The sequence below is a fragment of the Streptomyces sp. NPDC043878 genome, assembly GCF_056435735.1.
The window spans coordinates 93,311-107,533 of record NZ_JBWKDW010000020.1 but is presented as its reverse complement, the minus strand read 5'-3'; the positions used below and the strand labels follow the sequence as shown (position 1 = coordinate 107,533).

Here is a 14,223-nt window from a genome sequence, read left to right as displayed (position 1 = left end):
CACCCAATACGGGAAGGCGGCGGCCGCCCTACTTGCGGGAGGCGAGCGCCCGGGCGTGCACGGTCCGGGCGACCTTCGGCCCGAGCCAGCGCTTGAACCGGCGCAGCGCCTCCAGCCGCTCGGCGGCCCGGTCGACGCGGTAGTAGAGCTGCGGCGGCACGTACGGCAGCAGGGGCGAGTGCCGCTGGCCGAGCAGGGCGAACATCTGCTCCGGGGGCAGGTGGATGTAGCGCGGCAGGTTCTCGTACCACTGGGCGCTGTAGCGGGCCGCGCTCTGGATGGACAGCAGGGCCGACCTGCGTTCCTGTTCGTAGGCGGCGAGCGCCCGGGGCAGCTCCGCGTGCCGGCCGAGCGCTCCGGCCAGGGCGACGGCGTCCTCCAGGGCGAGTGTGGTGCCGGCGCCGATGGAGTAGTGCGTGGTGTGGGCGGCGTCGCCCATCAGGACGAGGTTGCCGCGATGCCAGGTGCGGTTGGTGAGGGTGCGGAAGGTGAGCCACTGGGCGCCGCCCCCGCCGGAGGACCGGCCGATGAGGGGGTGGCCGTCCAGTACCCCGGAGAAGAGCTTCTCCAGCAGGGCCAGTCCGTCGGCCTCGTTCGCCGCGTCGAGCCCGAGCCCGGCCCAGGTCTCGGGGGCGCACTCGACGACGCAGGTGCTGCGCTCGGGGCCGAACGGATAGCCGTAGCACCAGATCCAGCCGTGGTCGGTCTCCACGAAGGCGAAGGTGAAGGAGTCGAAGACCTTGCTGGTGCCGAGCCAGACGTACCGGTTGCGGCCGGCCCGGATCTCGGTGCCGAAGTGGTCCGCGTGCCGGGTGCGCAGGGCGCTGTGGACACCGTCGCCCGCCACCACGAGGTCGGCGTCGGGCAGGTTCCGGTCGGTGACCTCGTGCTCGAACTCGAGGCGTACGCCGAGCGAGCGGGCCCGGCCGGCGAGGATCTCCAGCAGGCGGTGCCGGCCGATGCCGAAGCCCTCGTCGCCGGGGTGGCGTGTCGCCACGTCCCCGACCCGGGCGACGCCCTCGTTCCAGCGGACCGAGTGCTCGTCGAGGGCGCGGGCCGATTCGGGGTCGTGGTCGTGGAGCTTGTCGAGCAGCCCGCGCCAGTAGGTCACACCCCACCCGTAGGTCGAACCCTCCGGGTCGCGCTCGTGGACGGTGATGTCATGGGACGGGTCCTGCTTCTTCAGCAGGATCGAGAGATACAGGCCGGCGGGCCCGCCGCCGACGCAGGCGACCTTCACGCACACTCCCAGAAGTCACACACTGCGGTCAATTGACAGCGCAGGGTAGCAGTCCTGGCGGCGCTCGCCGCGGCTTCGTGTTCGCGCCACTTTCCCCGCGTGAGACAGGACACTCGGGGCGCGCCCACCCGAGAAGGATCTTCGAAAAGGCCACCCCGCACAGGAGGAATTCCCTCCTCCGGGCTAGGCGGGCCCGGCTCACAGCAAGATCAACTTCGTTCAACGCTGCACGACATGTGAGCAATTGTCGTGATCCGGGCCAACCACTCCCGGGCGATTTCACTCGCTCTCGAACAGCCCTATAGGCATACGGAGTCGTCAACCGAACGAACCTCCGGAGATCCGTATGCCCGACCTCAGCAGGCGCCGCGCGCTCACCGCGACGGCCGCCCTCGCCGCCGCGACCGGTGTCCCGGCACGTACCGCCCGCGCCGCCACCCCGGCCTCCCCCGCGTCTCCCGCGTCTCCTTCCGGACACCGCCACCACTCCCCCGACGAGTTCGACGAGGTCTACCGGGGCCGCCGCATACAGGGCCGCGCCGCGGCCGGGGGCGGCCACCATCACGGCGGCGGCTACGCCGTGTTCGTCGACGGGGTCGAGCTGCACGTGATGAGCAACGCCGACGGCAGCTGGATCAGCGTGGTCAGCCACTACGCCCCGGTGCCCACGCCCCGCGCCGCCGCCCGCGCCGCGGTGGACGAACTGCAGGGCGCCGCGCTCCTGCCCTTCCCCGCCAACTGACCCGTCGACACGGGGCACGGCGGTGCCGGACTCCGGACGCCGGGACCCGGCCCCCGGAGTCCCCGACGCGGGACCCAGCCCCCCCGTAGCCCCAGAACCGGGACCCAGAACCCCGGCACCCGCGAACCCGGGAACCAGTACGCCCGGTCGCCACCGCCTTCGCCAACCACCCCTCACCGCCCGCACCTTGGGAGCACCCGCGCATGACCGTCCGCAAGAACCAGGCAAGCCTCACCACCGACGAGAAGCGGCGCTTCGTCGACGCCGTACTGCAACTCAAACGCAGCGGCCGCTACGACCGGTTCGTCACCACGCACAACGCCTTCATCGTCGGTGACACCGACAACGGCGAGCGCACCGGACACCGTTCGCCCTCCTTCCTGCCCTGGCACCGCAGATTCCTCCTCGACTTCGAGGGCGCCCTGCAGTCGGTGGACGCGTCCGTGGCCCTGCCGTACTGGGACTGGAGCACCGACCGCTCGCCGCGTTCCTCGCTGTGGGCGCCGGACTTCCTCGGCGGGAGCGGGCGCGGCCTGGACGGCCGGGTGATGGACGGCCCCTTCGCCGCGTCCACCGGCGACTGGCCGCTCACGGTACGGGTGGACAACCGCACGTATCTGCGGCGCTCGCTCGGCACCGGCGTCCGCGAACTGCCCACCCGGGCCGAGGTGGAGTCGGTGCTGTCCATGGCGACGTACGACATGGCGCCCTGGAACAGCGGTTCGGACGGCTTCCGCAACCATCTGGAAGGGTGGCGCGGGGTCAACCTGCACAACCGGGTGCATGTGTGGGTCGGCGGGCAGATGGCGACCGGTGTCTCCCCCAACGACCCGGTGTTCTGGCTGCATCACGCCTACATCGACAAGCTCTGGGCGCAGTGGCAGCGCCGGCATCCGGGGACCGGCTACGTCCCGGCCGGCGGCACACCGGACGTGGTGGACCTGGACGAGACGATGAAGCCGTGGAACGACGTGCGCCCGGCCGACCTGCTCGACCACACCGCCCACTACACCTTCGACACCGACTGACGGCCGCGACGGGGCGGTTTGCCCCGCACCTCGCGGGTACCCGACCGGAACCCAACCGCCGAGAAGACGAAGGAGTGAATCACGCGTGTCGCAGGTCGAGGAATCCATCGAGGTCGACGTCCCCGTCCACACCGCCTACAACCAGTGGACGCAGTTCGAGACGTTCCCCGAGTTCATGAGCGGCGTGGATCGCATCGAGCAGCGCTCCGAGACGCTCACTCACTGGGTGACCAGCGTGAACGGCGTACACAGGGAGTTCGACGCGGAGATCACGGAGCAGATCCCGGACGAGCGCGTCGCCTGGACCACGGTCTCCGGTGAGGCCACCCAGGCCGGTGTGGTGACGTTCCACCGGCTGGGCGAGGAGCACACCAAGGTCATGCTCCAGCTGGACTTCCACCCGGACGGCGTCGCCGAGACCGTCGGCGACAAGCTCGGGTTCGTGAAGCGCCAGACCAAGGGTGACCTGGAGCGCTTCAAGAAGTTCATCGAGGAGCGCGGCCGGGAGACCGGCAGCTGGCGCGGCGCGGTCGTCTGACCGTCCCCTCGGAGCGCTACCCGGCCGCCTCGGTACGGCAGTCCGGGTGGCCCCAGCCCTGGGCGTTCTTGGTGATGGGTTCCCCGGCCGCGTAGGAGCGTCCACAGACGCAGCGGCCGGGGAACTTCGCCTTGATGGTCCGCGCCGAGCCGCCCGGCCCCTTCGCCCCGCCCGACGCCCCGCCCGACGCCCTGCCCCCGCCGGACCTGCGGCGCGGGGCGGCGGACGGCGGGGTGTCCGGTGCCGGCGGCGGTTCCGGCGAGCCGAGGGCGCTGCCCGCCGGTTCCTGGACGATCGCGGCCAGGCTGGCGGCCCGGTCGGCGAAGTCGTTGAGCGGATCGCCGTCGACCTGGTGGGCGGGCACGTAACGGAACTCCACGGAGCGCCCGGCGAGCAGTTCGTCGATGCGGACGACCAGCTCCTGGTTGGCGACCGGCTTGCCGCCGGAGGTCTTCCAGCCGTTGCGCTTCCAGCCGGGCAGCCAGGTGGTGACGGCCTTCATGGCGTACTGCGAGTCCATCCGGACCTCCAGCGGTACGTCCGGTTCCGTGGCCGTCAACAGGCGCTCCAGCGCCGTGAGTTCGGCGACGTTGTTGGTGGCCTTGCCGAGCGGTCCGGCCTCCCAGCGGGCCGGTGTCTCCGTCTCGTCCGCCACCACCCAGGCCCAGCCCGCAGGTCCCGGGTTTCCCTTCGAAGCCCCGTCGCACGCGGCCACCACACGTTCACGCATGGGACCGATCATGCCACGGGCGGGCCGGGCCGCTGTGGGCGAGGGGTCTCACCTGCGGGTCCTCAGACGTCGGTCGTCCTCGGCAGGTCGCCCTCGGTCCTGCGGAGGTCGATGACCGAGAAGGACGCGCCCTGCGGGTCGCTGAGCGCGGCGAACCGGCCGAAGGGGCTGTCCATGGGCCCGAACCGCAGGATGCCGCCGAGCTTGGTGGCCCGGGCGACGGCGTCGTCGCAGTTGTCGACCGTGAAGTAGACGTTGATGTACGGCGGCACCTCGGGCGGGAAGTCCTCGGTCATCCGCATCCGGCCGAGCACGGTCTTGTCCCCGAGGTCGAACATGCGGAAGTCGACCGCCGCGTCGTCGATCTGCTTCGCCGTGTAGGGGAAGACGGCGGTGAGGAACGTGTCCGACTTCTCCGGCTCCCGGGTGAAGACCTCGGCCCAGCAGAACGCGCCGGTCTGCTCGGGCGGCGCCTCGAAGCCCTCGTGGGTGCCGCCCTGCCACAGGCCGAACACGACGCCGCTCGGATCGCGCGCCAGGCACATCGTGCCGAAGTCACCGACCTGCATCGGCTCCATCAGCACCTCGCCGCCGTGGTCGCGGATCCGGCCGGCGGTGGCGGCCGCGTCCGGGGACGCGAAGTACAGGCACCACTGCGACTGGCCCTCCTGGCCCGGCATCGGCGGTACGACGGCGGCGACCGCCTTGCCGTCGGCGTAGGCCTGGGTGTAGTTGCCGTACTCCGACGACGACTCGCCGAAGGTCCAGCCCAGGACGTCGCCGTAGAAGCTCTTGGCCCCCTCGACGTCACCGAACATCGCGTCGGCCCAACAGGGCGTTCCCTCAGGTTGTACGGCCATGGCAGCGGCCTCTCCGAATCGGTGGATGGTCCGGTTCCTCACGCTAGCGAGCGGTACGCCCACTCGCGCGGTGAATCGACAGGGCCGCGGTCAGGGGCGAGCGGCGAGGCCGGTGCCGGGAGGCCGACGGTGATCGGCGGCCACGTCCCAGGGCCGTCAAATCGTTCGACATCCCGGCCGCCGGGCGCTGGGATGGTGGGCATGCCTGCCATGAAGATGCACCCGGACGAAGTGGACCTCGACGCGACCCTGGTGGGCCGGCTGGTCGCCGGACAGTTCCCCGGGTGGGCGGGACTGCCCGTCGAGCACCTGGCCTCCTCCGGGACCGACAACGCCATGTTCCGGCTGGGCACGGACAAGGTGGTACGGCTGCCCCGGCACCCCGGAGCCGTACGGAGCGTGGCACACGAGCAGCGCTGGCTGCCCCGGCTGGCGCCCCCGCTGCCCGTCCCCGTACCCGAGCCCCTCGGCCACGGCGAACCTGGCCCGGGTTTCCCGTGGCCCTGGTCGGTCTACCGCTGGCTGGAGGGCGGCAACCCGGTCGCCGGAGCGGTGCGGGAGCCGCACGCCCTCGCCCGGGACCTCGCCGAGTTCGTCCTCGCGCTGCGCCGGACCGATCCGCGCGAGGGTCCGCCGAACAGCCGGGGCGTGCCGCTCGCCGCCCGGGACGCCTCCACCCGTGAGGCCATCGGCCTGCTGGCGGGGAGCGTCGACACCGCCGCCGTGTCGGCCCGGTGGGAGGAGGCGCTGCGCGCTCCGGAGCACGACGGACCGAGCCGCTGGGCGCACGGGGACCTGATGCCCGGGAACGTGCTGGTGACGCGCGGGCGGCTGAGCGCCGTCATCGACTTCGGCACCGTGGGCGTGGGCGATCCCGCCGTCGACCTGATGATCGCCTGGAACCTGCTGCCCGGGCCGGCGCGGGACACCTTCCGGCGGGCGGTCGGCGCCGGTGACGCCGAGTGGGCCCGCGGCCGCGGCTGGGCGCTGTCGGTCTCGCTGATCCAGCTTCCCTACTACCGGGACACCAACCCGCCCCTGGCCGCGAACTCCCGGCACGTGATCAGGGAGATCCTGGCCGAGCGGCCGGCCGCGCCCTGACGGGCGGGGCGGCCGCCACGGCCGGTGGGTTCACTCGCCCGCGTACGCCTTGTCCAGGGCGGCGATGTCGAGCTTGCCCATCGCCATCATGGCCTTCGTGGTGCGCGACGCCTTCTCCTGGTCGGGGTCGCTGACCATGCCGATCAGCCGGTCGGGGACGACCTGCCAGGACACGCCGTACCGGTCCTTGAGCCAGCCGCAGGGGCCGGGCTCGCCGCCGTTCTCGGTGAGCCTGTCCCAGTAGTGGTCGATCTCCTCCTGGTCCTCGCAGAAGATCTGGAAGGAGATCGCCTCGCTGAAGGTGAACTGCGGTCCGCCGTTGAGCCCGACGAACTTCTGGCCGTTCGCCGTGAACTCCACCGCCATCACCGACCCGGGCTCCCCCGGACCGCCTTCCGTGTAGCGGCCGATCCGCCCGATGCCGGAGTTCTTGAAGACCGAGACGTAGTAGTGGGCGGCTTCCTCCGCCTGCCCGTCGAACCAGAGACAGGTGGTGAATCCGTCGGTGGCCATGAGTACCTCCTGGTGAGTGGGACACGGTCGTCTGATGTGTCGACCGATCGTTCCCCCGGAACTCATCGGTCGGACGGACGGCTCCTCCAGGTGGCCGCACCCGCTCGCGAAATAGCATCGCCGCCATGACGTCCTCGCCCGCTGACAGCATCAGCCCCTTCCGCCTCGCCGTACCCCAGCGCGACCTCGACGACCTGTACGACCGGCTCGACCGCACCCGCTGGCCGGACGCGCTGCCGGGGGTCGGCTGGTCCTACGGTGTGCCCGCGGACTACCTGCGGGAACTGGTGCGGCACTGGCGGCACTCCTACGACTGGCGGGCGGCCGAGGAACAGCTCAACGCGTGGCCGCAGTTCACCACCACCATCGACGGGGCGAACGTCCACTTCGCACACGTCCGCTCCCCCGAGCCCGGCGCCACCCCGCTGATCATCACGCACGGCTGGCCGGGGTCGGTCGTCGAGTTCCTCGACGTCGTAGGGCCGCTCACCGACCCGGCCGCCCACGGCGGCGACCCGGCCGACGCGTTCCACGTCGTCGTACCGAGCATCCCGGGGTTCGGGCTGTCGGGTCCCACGCCGGACACCGGCTGGGAGGCGGGGAGGATCGCCGACGCGTGGGCGGAGCTGATGCGGCGGCTCGGCTACGCGCGCTTCGGCGCCCAGGGCGGCGACTGGGGCGCGGCGATCTCCCGCGAGCTGGGCCGCGCGCACCCCGGGCGGGTCATCGGCGTCCATCTCAACCTGCTGCCCGGCGCGCAGGCCACCACCGAGCCGACCCCCGGGGAACTGGCCGCCCTCGGCCCCGAGGAGCGGGAGAACACGCTCACCTCGTGGCGCCGGTGGAGCGCGTGGTCGCGCGAGGGCACGGGCTACGCCGTCCTGCAGTCCACCCGGCCGCAGACCCTGGCCTACGGCCTCACCGACTCACCCGTGGGCCAACTGGCCTGGATCATCGAGAAGTTCAGGGAGTGGACCGACTCGCGGGAGCTGCCCGAGGAGGCGGTGGACCGGGACCGGCTGCTCACCAACGTGATGCTGTACTGGCTGACCGGGACGGCCGGCTCGTCGGCGCGCGTCTACTACGAGCGGGCCCACACCACCGGCCGCGCGGCGGCGCCCGCCGAGCCGTCCACGGTCCCGACCGCGCTCGCCCTCTTCCCGGCCGAGCCGCAGCTCCCCCTGCGGCACAAGGCCGAGCGCACCGAGAACCTGGTGCGCTGGACCGAGTTCGACCGCGGCGGGCACTTCGCGGCGCTGGAGGAGCCCGACCTGCTGGTGGGCGACGTACGCGCGTTCTTCCGCGAGCTGCGTGAGAAGGGGACGGTCTGAGCACTCTGCTGTCGGCGAATCTGCCGCGGGCCGAGAAACCCGTCGCGTCGGCGGAGCGCCCCCGAGAGTGGAGACCGCGGCGACCACCGCCGCGTCCGACCCCTCCGACGACTCGACGAGGAGCGCCGATGTCCCCACTCACCACCGGTCTCGCCCCGGCCCGTGTGCCGCGGGCCGAGGACGGCGACACCCCCGCGACCCGGTTCGACGACCACCTGGCCGCCCAACTGCTCGACCAGCGCATCGTCTTGCTGGGCACCCAGGTCGACGAGGTCTCCGCGAACCGGGTCTGCGCGCAACTGCTCATCCTGTCCGCGCAGGACCCGCGCACCGACATCGGCCTGTACATCAACAGCCCCGGCGGCTCGGTGCACGCGGGCCTGGCGATCTACGACACGATGCGGCTGATCCCCAACGACGTCTCCACCCTCGCCATGGGGTTCGCCGCCAGCATGGGGCAGTTCCTGCTCAGCGTCGGCGCGCGCGGCAAGCGTTACGCGCTGCCCCACGCCCGCGTGATGATGCACCAGCCCTCGGCGGGCATCGGCGGCACCACCGCGGACATCGAGATCCAGGCGGAGAACCTGGAGTTCACCAAGCGGACCATCGAGCGGATCACCGCCGAGCACACCGGCCAGAGCGCCGAGACCATCTCCCGCGACGGTGACCGCGACCGCTGGTTCACGGCCGAGGAGGCCAGGGAGTACGGCATGGTGGACCGGGTCGTGGAGTCCCTCGCGGACGTCCGCCCGGCCGCCGCACGACGACGGATGGGACTGTGACATGGGCAGCTACACGATCCCGAACGTCGTCGAGCGGACCCCGCAGGGCGAGCGGTCCTACGACGTGTTCAGCCGGCTGCTGTCCGAGCGGATCATCTTCCTCGGCACCGAGATCGACGACGGCGTCGCCAACGTGGTCATCGCGCAACTCCTCCATCTGGAGTCGGCGGCCCCGGAGCAGGAGCTCGCCGTCTACCTCAACTCGCCCGGCGGCTCGTTCACGTCGCTGATGGCCATCTACGACACGATGACGTTCATCCAGGCACCCGTGTCGACCTTCTGCGTCGGCCAGGCGGCGTCCACGGCCGCGGTGCTCCTGGCGGGCGGGGACCCCGGGCGGCGGTTCGTGCTGGAGCACGCGCGCGTGCTGCTCGGACAGCCGGCCAGCGGCGGGCAACAGGGGACGGTGACCGACCTCGCCCTCCAGGCCAAGGAGATGATCCGCATCCGCTCCCAGGTCGAGGAGGTGCTGGCCCGGCACACCCATCACGACATCGCGACCCTGCGCGCCGACATGGACCGCGACAAGGTCTTCACCGCGCAGGAAGCCGTGGCCTACGGCCTGGCGGACGAGGTGCTCAGCCGACGCCTGGTGCCGGCCTGAGGTACGGAAGGCGGCGTACCCGCCAGGCGCCCGGTGACCTCTCGGGCGCCGGCCGCGTACGCCGCCGGCGGGCGGGGTGCGGCGTCAGGCGGCCAGGCACAGTCCGTCGTACGACGAGCTGGTCGCCGTCCGGCTCCTGCCGTGGCGGCGGGCGGAGTGCCGGGTGAGCTCGCCCTGGGCCAGCGACAACAGGTCGCCGAGGCCGAGGCCGAGGGCGCGGGCGGCGGCCGCGAGGACCTCGGACGAGGCTTCCTTGCGGCCGCGCTCCACTTCCGAGAGGTAGGGCATGGAGATCCGGGCCGCGTCGGCGACGTCCTTGAGGGTGCGTTCCTGCGCGAGGCGTTCCCGCCGCAGGACGTCGCCCACCAGGTCACGCCACAGCGGCTCCCTGGCGGTGGGAGCCGGTGGCGCGGGAGCGGCGGCCGGGCGCGCGGTCGGTGCGCGCAGCGGGATGACGCGGGCTTCGTCGGGCGCTTGGTTGCTCACCCTCCCAGCCTAGGTATTCCCGGCCGTGGCGGAAGGGACCGGCGTTCCGCCCTGGGGGGAATCCCCGGGCGGGACGGCGCAGGCGGGGGCCCTCCCGGGCCGGGTGGCGGGCCCGGCCCGGGAGTGACAGATTGGACCTGGGAACCGCTCTCACCGCACGGCCTCTCCCCCGGGCCGGACGGCCGGGTCCGACGGGTCGAAGGCCGTCGGACGGGCGCGGTCCCCGCCTCGGCGACGCCGGCCACCGCGCCGGTGCCGGCACCGTTGAGCGCCGCGCCGTGAATTCTCCGGCTCGCGGGCATGGTCCGCCGGAGTCGGGGTACGCGCTGTGCAGAAGGTCTTCCGGGCGGTCCGCCGCCCCGCGGCCGATGTGTGCATACGTCGCCGCGGACCGGGTACACGCCAGCCGCGTGACCCGGACGGGGACCAGCACAACCGAGGCCGTAGAGGCAGATGCCGTGACTTGGGGAGAGGTAATGGACACCGCCGTGATCCGGCCGGAGGCACAGGCCGTCGAGCAGACAGCCGAGTCCACCAGCACCAGGACGACGGGTGACGGTCCGCTGCCGGGAATCGCCAACCCGAGGACCGTGGCTCCGCGCGACGCGCGTGAGCTTTCCCGCCAGTTCTTCAGGCGCCTGACGGAACTCGAGGAGGGCACGCACGAGTACCAGTACGCGCGCAACACCCTCATCGAGATGAACATGTCCCTGGTGCGGTTCGCGGCCGGCCGCTTCCGCGGTCGCGGCGACGACATGGAGGACATCGTCCAGACCGGCATGATCGGTCTGATCAAGGCGATCGACCGCTTCGAGCTGGCGCGCGAGGTCGAGTTCACCTCGTTCGCGCTGCCCTACATCGTGGGTGAGATAAAGCGGTTCTTCCGGGACACCACCTGGGCGGTGCACGTGCCGCGGCGGTTGCAGGAGCTGCGGGTCGAGCTGGCCAAGGCGCGCGAGGAACTCGCCAGCCGCCTGGACCGCGACCCGAGCGTCGCCGAGCTGGCCACGCTGATGAACATCTCCGAGAAGGAGGTGGTCGAGGCCCAGATCGCGTCCAACGGCTACAACTCCTCGTCCCTGGACGCCGCGCTCACCGGTGACGGCGCCGAGGGCGGCGAGGCGGTGCTCGCCGACTTCATCGGCGTGGAGGAGGAGGGGCTGCGGCTCGTCGAGGACTTCCAGTCGCTGGCCCCGCTGATGGCGGAGCTGAGCGAGCGCGACCGGCAGATCATCCACATGCGGTTCGTGGAGGAGGCCACCCAGGCGGAGATCGGCGAGCTGCTCGGCTGCTCGCAGATGCACGTCTCCCGGCTGATCAAGCGGATCATCACCCGGCTGCGTGAGGGCATGCTGGGCGAGCTCGGCTGCGCCTGAGCGAGAAGAAGACCGCACAAGCGAGTGCCGCCCCACCTTCAGGTATGGGGCGGCACTCGCGTAGGTGGGGTCCGGGCGGACGGAGCCGGACGGGACGGGGCGGGTCGAATCAGGCACGCGGGACGAGACGTACCGCTGCGGTGACCCGCTTGCCGACCGGTACGCGTTCCACGGCGACCTCGGCCGCGAGCGCGTGCACGATCTCCAGGCCGTGCCGGCCGATCCGCTGGGGATCGCGCGGGAAACGCCGGGGCAGGACGGCGCTGCTGTCGCAGACGGCCACCAGGAGCGAGGCGTCGGTCCCCTCCAGCTCCAGGATGTACGGCCCGCCGCTGTGCCGGTCGGCGTTGGTGACCAGTTCACTCACCACCAGAAGCACCTCGTCGTGCACCTGCCGGTCGATCTCGGCGCACCACTCGGTCCTGAGCTGATCCAGGAAGAGCGCGGCGAAATGCCGGGCGTCGGCGATGCACCCCGGTTCACCGGTGTAGTGCGCCGCCCGACGGAGGGGTTCCACGGGCACGTCGAAACCAGTCGGTATCACTGCCCCGTACAGATGGTCGGTCATACGTTTCTCTCTCGGAGGCCGGACGGGCCGGACGCTGCTGCACCCGTCCTGATACCCCGACTCGCGCCGCCCAGTCCACGCGACCGCGTGACGCCGCTTACGGCGCCGCGTCCCCGCTCGGACCGCCCGCCGGGGTCACGGCGGTCGGCGGCCGGAGGGAGGTGTCCGGGAACGCCGGGGAGCCGGCCCGGACGCACGCGGGGCTGACCGTGGTGCCGCTGTCGGTGGCCCTCGCCGGGGCGCGGTCGCTCGCCGCCGGTTTCCCGCGGCCGCCGCGGCACCGGGCGGCCGCGGGCGGCGACCTGGCCCGCCGGGCGGCACGCCGTGCGCAGGACGGTGGCGCCTGCCGTGACCGTCCTCGTGATCTGCCCGACGGGCCGCGTCCACGCCCGATACGGCCTGCCGGTCGTCCTCTCCGGCGACCTGGGCTGCGGCCTGTCCGGCGGAGCTGCCGCTGGGCCCGCGGATCTGACGGGCCGTCGGCCTGGCCGCGCTGCGGGGACCGGCCACCGGCCTGCTCGGCGCGCTGACGGCCCGCCGCACGCGCCGAGCTGTGGGGACCGGCCACCGGCCTGCTCGGCGCGCTGACGGCCCGCCGCACGCGCCGCAGAACCGCGCCCGCCCGAAGGACACTCCGGGTTCGGTCAGGCGACGGGTACGACCAGGCCGGGGGTGGTGCGCTGCATGCGCAGGGCGTCGACGGACTCGGCCATCAGCTCGTACTCGGTGGTGTCGTCGCTGACGGCGATCCGCACCAGCCGCCCGGCCGCCAGTCCGTCCGCGACCAGTTCCTGCCGGGCCGCGTCGCCGCACCAGGCCCGCAGCACGGCGGGTACGTCGCGCACGGCGTCGGAGACCGGGACGAGCGCGCTCGGCGGGAAGTGGGCCGCCTCGGGCCGGGGGTCGAGCCGGTCGGCCATCCAGGAGGCGCGGTCGCGCAGCCACCACAGGGCGAGGGCCAGGGTCGGCGCCCGGTACGTTCCCAGGGGTACGCCGATGCGCCGGCCGGCGCAGGTGCCGTACGCCGTGACGTGGCACAGGAATTCGTCGTGCACGGTTCACTCCCCCGTAGCGTCGCTCGCCTCTCGGCAGGGCCTCTCTTTCGGGTGCGGCTCGTGCGGCTCATATGACTCATGTGACTCGCGTGACTCGTGTTGCGGTGTGTGATCGTTGCTTCGCTCGTCGTGAAGTCCTTCAACTGTTGAGTATGTTCACTGCCGAAACACTGTCACCACGACTTTTTGGCCACTCTCCTGGCATATTCACCCGTCCTCATGGCCGAAAGCTGACGGGTGTGCGTCCGGTGTCGTCATTACCCCGGGGGTAATCGACCCGCACGGGCGGCACGGGCATGGTTGCGGTACGGGGGAACGAGCACCTCACCCCCGCTCCCACCAGCACAGACATCCCGACGGAGGTCGATCACCCATGTCCACATCCACCGACCGACACACGAACGCGGTCGCCCGCTACTTCGAGGCCTGGAACGCCCGCGATCCGCAGGCGCGCGCCAGGGCGGTGGCGGCCGCCTGGACCGCGGACGGCGGCTACACCGACCCGCTGGCCGACGTCAGCGGCCACGAGGACATCGCGGCCGTGATCGCGGCGGCCCAGGGGCGGTTCCCCGGCTTCGCCTTCCGGCCCACCGGTACCGTCGACGGCCACCACGACACGGCACGCTTCTCCTGGGAGCTGGTGAGCGAAGCCGACGGCGCCGCCCCGGTGGCCGGCTCCGACGTGATCACCCTGGACCCCGACGGCCGGATCCGCCGCGTGGTGGGCTTCCTGGACCGGCTGCCCGAGGGGGCCGCCTGAGCCGTACCCCGGCCCGCGATGAGTTCCGCCGCTCCCGGCGGTCTTGTGAATGCGGGGGCCGGCGAGCGGAGGACGACATGGGTACGAGCACGAAGCTGGACGAGGAGTTCACGGCCGTACTGCGCACCAGCCCGAGTGACCGCGGCTGGACCTACCTCGTGTGGCCCGGGTCGGCCGAGTTCTTCGGCACCCGCGGCCTCGTGAAGGTGCGCGGCACGATGGACGGGCACCCTTTCCGCAGCTCCTTCATGGCCCTGGGCGACGGCACCCACAAGCTGCCCGTCAAGGCCGAGCTGCGCGAGGTTCTCGGGAAGGGCGAGGGCGACACGGTGACCGTACGGCTGGAGGAGCGGCTGAACGGCTAGGGGGCCGACACGGCGGAGGGGGGGGGGGGGGGGGGGGGGGGGCCGGGGGGGGGGGGGGGGGGGGGGGGACCGCAAAGGGACTTTGCTGGCTCTTCCTGCAAGTGGCTCCGCGCCGCTTTTTTTCTTTTCAAGACAAGCTGGCGG

At 72.1% G+C, this 14,223-nt stretch carries 17 protein-coding genes; 10 read left to right on the top strand and 7 right to left on the bottom strand.

The window, feature by feature from the left end:
• Nucleotides 1-28 precede the first annotated feature (28 nt).
• A complete protein-coding gene (locus tag AC07AZ_RS26345; RefSeq protein WP_478851865.1) occupies nucleotides 29-1,240 on the bottom strand; it encodes an FAD-dependent monooxygenase in 1,212 nt (403 codons plus the stop codon).
• Nucleotides 1,241-1,586: 346 nt separating this feature from the next.
• On the opposite strand from AC07AZ_RS26345, the gene melC1 reads away from it, so the two are divergent.
• The 3 genes from melC1 to AC07AZ_RS26330 all read left to right on the top strand — a co-directional run bounded on the left by melC1 (nucleotide 1,587) and on the right by AC07AZ_RS26330 (nucleotide 3,548).
• Nucleotides 1,587-1,982 (top strand): apotyrosinase chaperone MelC1, encoded by a 396-nt coding sequence (gene melC1, locus AC07AZ_RS26340; RefSeq protein WP_478851863.1) that lies wholly within the window; start codon nucleotides 1,587-1,589, stop codon nucleotides 1,980-1,982.
• A gap of 203 nt (nucleotides 1,983-2,185) precedes the next feature.
• Nucleotides 2,186-3,010 carry a tyrosinase MelC2 gene (gene melC2, locus AC07AZ_RS26335; RefSeq protein ID WP_478851861.1) on the top strand — a complete coding sequence of 275 codons (825 nt, stop codon included), beginning with the start codon at nucleotides 2,186-2,188 and terminating at the stop codon, nucleotides 3,008-3,010.
• An 85-nt stretch (nucleotides 3,011-3,095) separates the two neighbouring features.
• Nucleotides 3,096-3,548 (top strand): SRPBCC family protein, encoded by a 453-nt coding sequence (locus tag AC07AZ_RS26330; protein ID WP_478851859.1) that lies wholly within the window; start codon nucleotides 3,096-3,098, stop codon nucleotides 3,546-3,548.
• 16 nt (nucleotides 3,549-3,564) lie between these two features.
• On the opposite strand, the gene AC07AZ_RS26325 is transcribed toward AC07AZ_RS26330, so the two are convergent.
• Both AC07AZ_RS26325 and AC07AZ_RS26320 read right to left on the bottom strand, forming a co-directional pair.
• The gene (locus AC07AZ_RS26325; protein WP_478851857.1) at nucleotides 3,565-4,290 is read right to left on the bottom strand and encodes a ribonuclease H family protein; all 726 of its coding nucleotides are present in this window, start codon (nucleotides 4,288-4,290) and stop codon (nucleotides 3,565-3,567) included.
• A 50-nt stretch (nucleotides 4,291-4,340) separates the two neighbouring features.
• Nucleotides 4,341-5,138 (bottom strand): VOC family protein, encoded by a 798-nt coding sequence (locus tag AC07AZ_RS26320; protein ID WP_478851855.1) that lies wholly within the window; start codon nucleotides 5,136-5,138, stop codon nucleotides 4,341-4,343.
• Between the two features lie 201 nt (nucleotides 5,139-5,339).
• Here AC07AZ_RS26320 and AC07AZ_RS26315 point away from each other — a divergent pair, with 201 nt between their 5' ends.
• Nucleotides 5,340-6,239: an aminoglycoside phosphotransferase family protein gene (locus AC07AZ_RS26315; RefSeq protein WP_478851853.1), complete on the top strand. Its 900-nt coding sequence runs from the start codon at nucleotides 5,340-5,342 to the stop codon at nucleotides 6,237-6,239.
• A 30-nt stretch (nucleotides 6,240-6,269) separates the two neighbouring features.
• Here the strand turns inward: AC07AZ_RS26315 and AC07AZ_RS26310 are convergent, their stop codons facing one another.
• Entirely contained in the window at nucleotides 6,270-6,752 is a 483-nt protein-coding gene (locus tag AC07AZ_RS26310) for a VOC family protein (RefSeq protein WP_478851851.1), read from the bottom strand.
• Between the two features lie 125 nt (nucleotides 6,753-6,877).
• On the opposite strand from AC07AZ_RS26310, the gene AC07AZ_RS26305 reads away from it, so the two are divergent.
• From AC07AZ_RS26305 to AC07AZ_RS26295, 3 genes are all read left to right on the top strand, one after another.
• Nucleotides 6,878-8,083: an epoxide hydrolase family protein gene (locus AC07AZ_RS26305; protein WP_478851849.1), complete on the top strand. Its 1,206-nt coding sequence runs from the start codon at nucleotides 6,878-6,880 to the stop codon at nucleotides 8,081-8,083.
• Between the two features lie 128 nt (nucleotides 8,084-8,211).
• Nucleotides 8,212-8,865: an ATP-dependent Clp protease proteolytic subunit gene (locus AC07AZ_RS26300; protein ID WP_478851847.1), complete on the top strand. Its 654-nt coding sequence runs from the start codon at nucleotides 8,212-8,214 to the stop codon at nucleotides 8,863-8,865.
• A 1-nt stretch (nucleotide 8,866) separates the two neighbouring features.
• Nucleotides 8,867-9,469, top strand: coding sequence for a ClpP family protease (locus AC07AZ_RS26295; protein WP_478851845.1), 603 nt, complete (start codon nucleotides 8,867-8,869; stop codon nucleotides 9,467-9,469).
• Between the two features lie 84 nt (nucleotides 9,470-9,553).
• Here AC07AZ_RS26295 and AC07AZ_RS26290 read toward each other — a convergent pair whose 3' ends face one another.
• Nucleotides 9,554-9,955 carry a helix-turn-helix domain-containing protein gene (locus AC07AZ_RS26290; RefSeq protein WP_478851843.1) on the bottom strand — a complete coding sequence of 134 codons (402 nt, stop codon included), beginning with the start codon at nucleotides 9,953-9,955 and terminating at the stop codon, nucleotides 9,554-9,556.
• Nucleotides 9,956-10,431: 476 nt separating this feature from the next.
• On the opposite strand from AC07AZ_RS26290, the gene AC07AZ_RS26285 reads away from it, so the two are divergent.
• The gene (locus AC07AZ_RS26285; RefSeq protein ID WP_478851841.1) at nucleotides 10,432-11,331 is read left to right on the top strand and encodes an RNA polymerase sigma factor SigF; all 900 of its coding nucleotides are present in this window, start codon (nucleotides 10,432-10,434) and stop codon (nucleotides 11,329-11,331) included.
• Between the two features lie 109 nt (nucleotides 11,332-11,440).
• Here AC07AZ_RS26285 and AC07AZ_RS26280 read toward each other — a convergent pair whose 3' ends face one another.
• Both AC07AZ_RS26280 and AC07AZ_RS26275 read right to left on the bottom strand, forming a co-directional pair.
• A complete protein-coding gene (locus tag AC07AZ_RS26280) occupies nucleotides 11,441-11,899 on the bottom strand; it encodes an ATP-binding protein (protein WP_478851839.1) in 459 nt (152 codons plus the stop codon).
• Between the two features lie 644 nt (nucleotides 11,900-12,543).
• On the bottom strand, nucleotides 12,544-12,954 hold the full coding sequence (locus AC07AZ_RS26275; protein ID WP_478851837.1) for a hypothetical protein: 411 nt from the start codon (nucleotides 12,952-12,954) through the stop codon (nucleotides 12,544-12,546).
• A 373-nt stretch (nucleotides 12,955-13,327) separates the two neighbouring features.
• On the opposite strand from AC07AZ_RS26275, the gene AC07AZ_RS26270 reads away from it, so the two are divergent.
• A complete protein-coding gene (locus AC07AZ_RS26270; RefSeq protein WP_478851835.1) occupies nucleotides 13,328-13,714 on the top strand; it encodes a nuclear transport factor 2 family protein in 387 nt (128 codons plus the stop codon).
• A gap of 77 nt (nucleotides 13,715-13,791) precedes the next feature.
• Nucleotides 13,792-14,079, top strand: a complete 288-nt coding sequence (locus AC07AZ_RS26265) for a DUF1905 domain-containing protein (RefSeq protein ID WP_478851833.1) — start codon at nucleotides 13,792-13,794, stop codon at nucleotides 14,077-14,079.
• Nucleotides 14,080-14,223 lie beyond the last annotated feature (144 nt).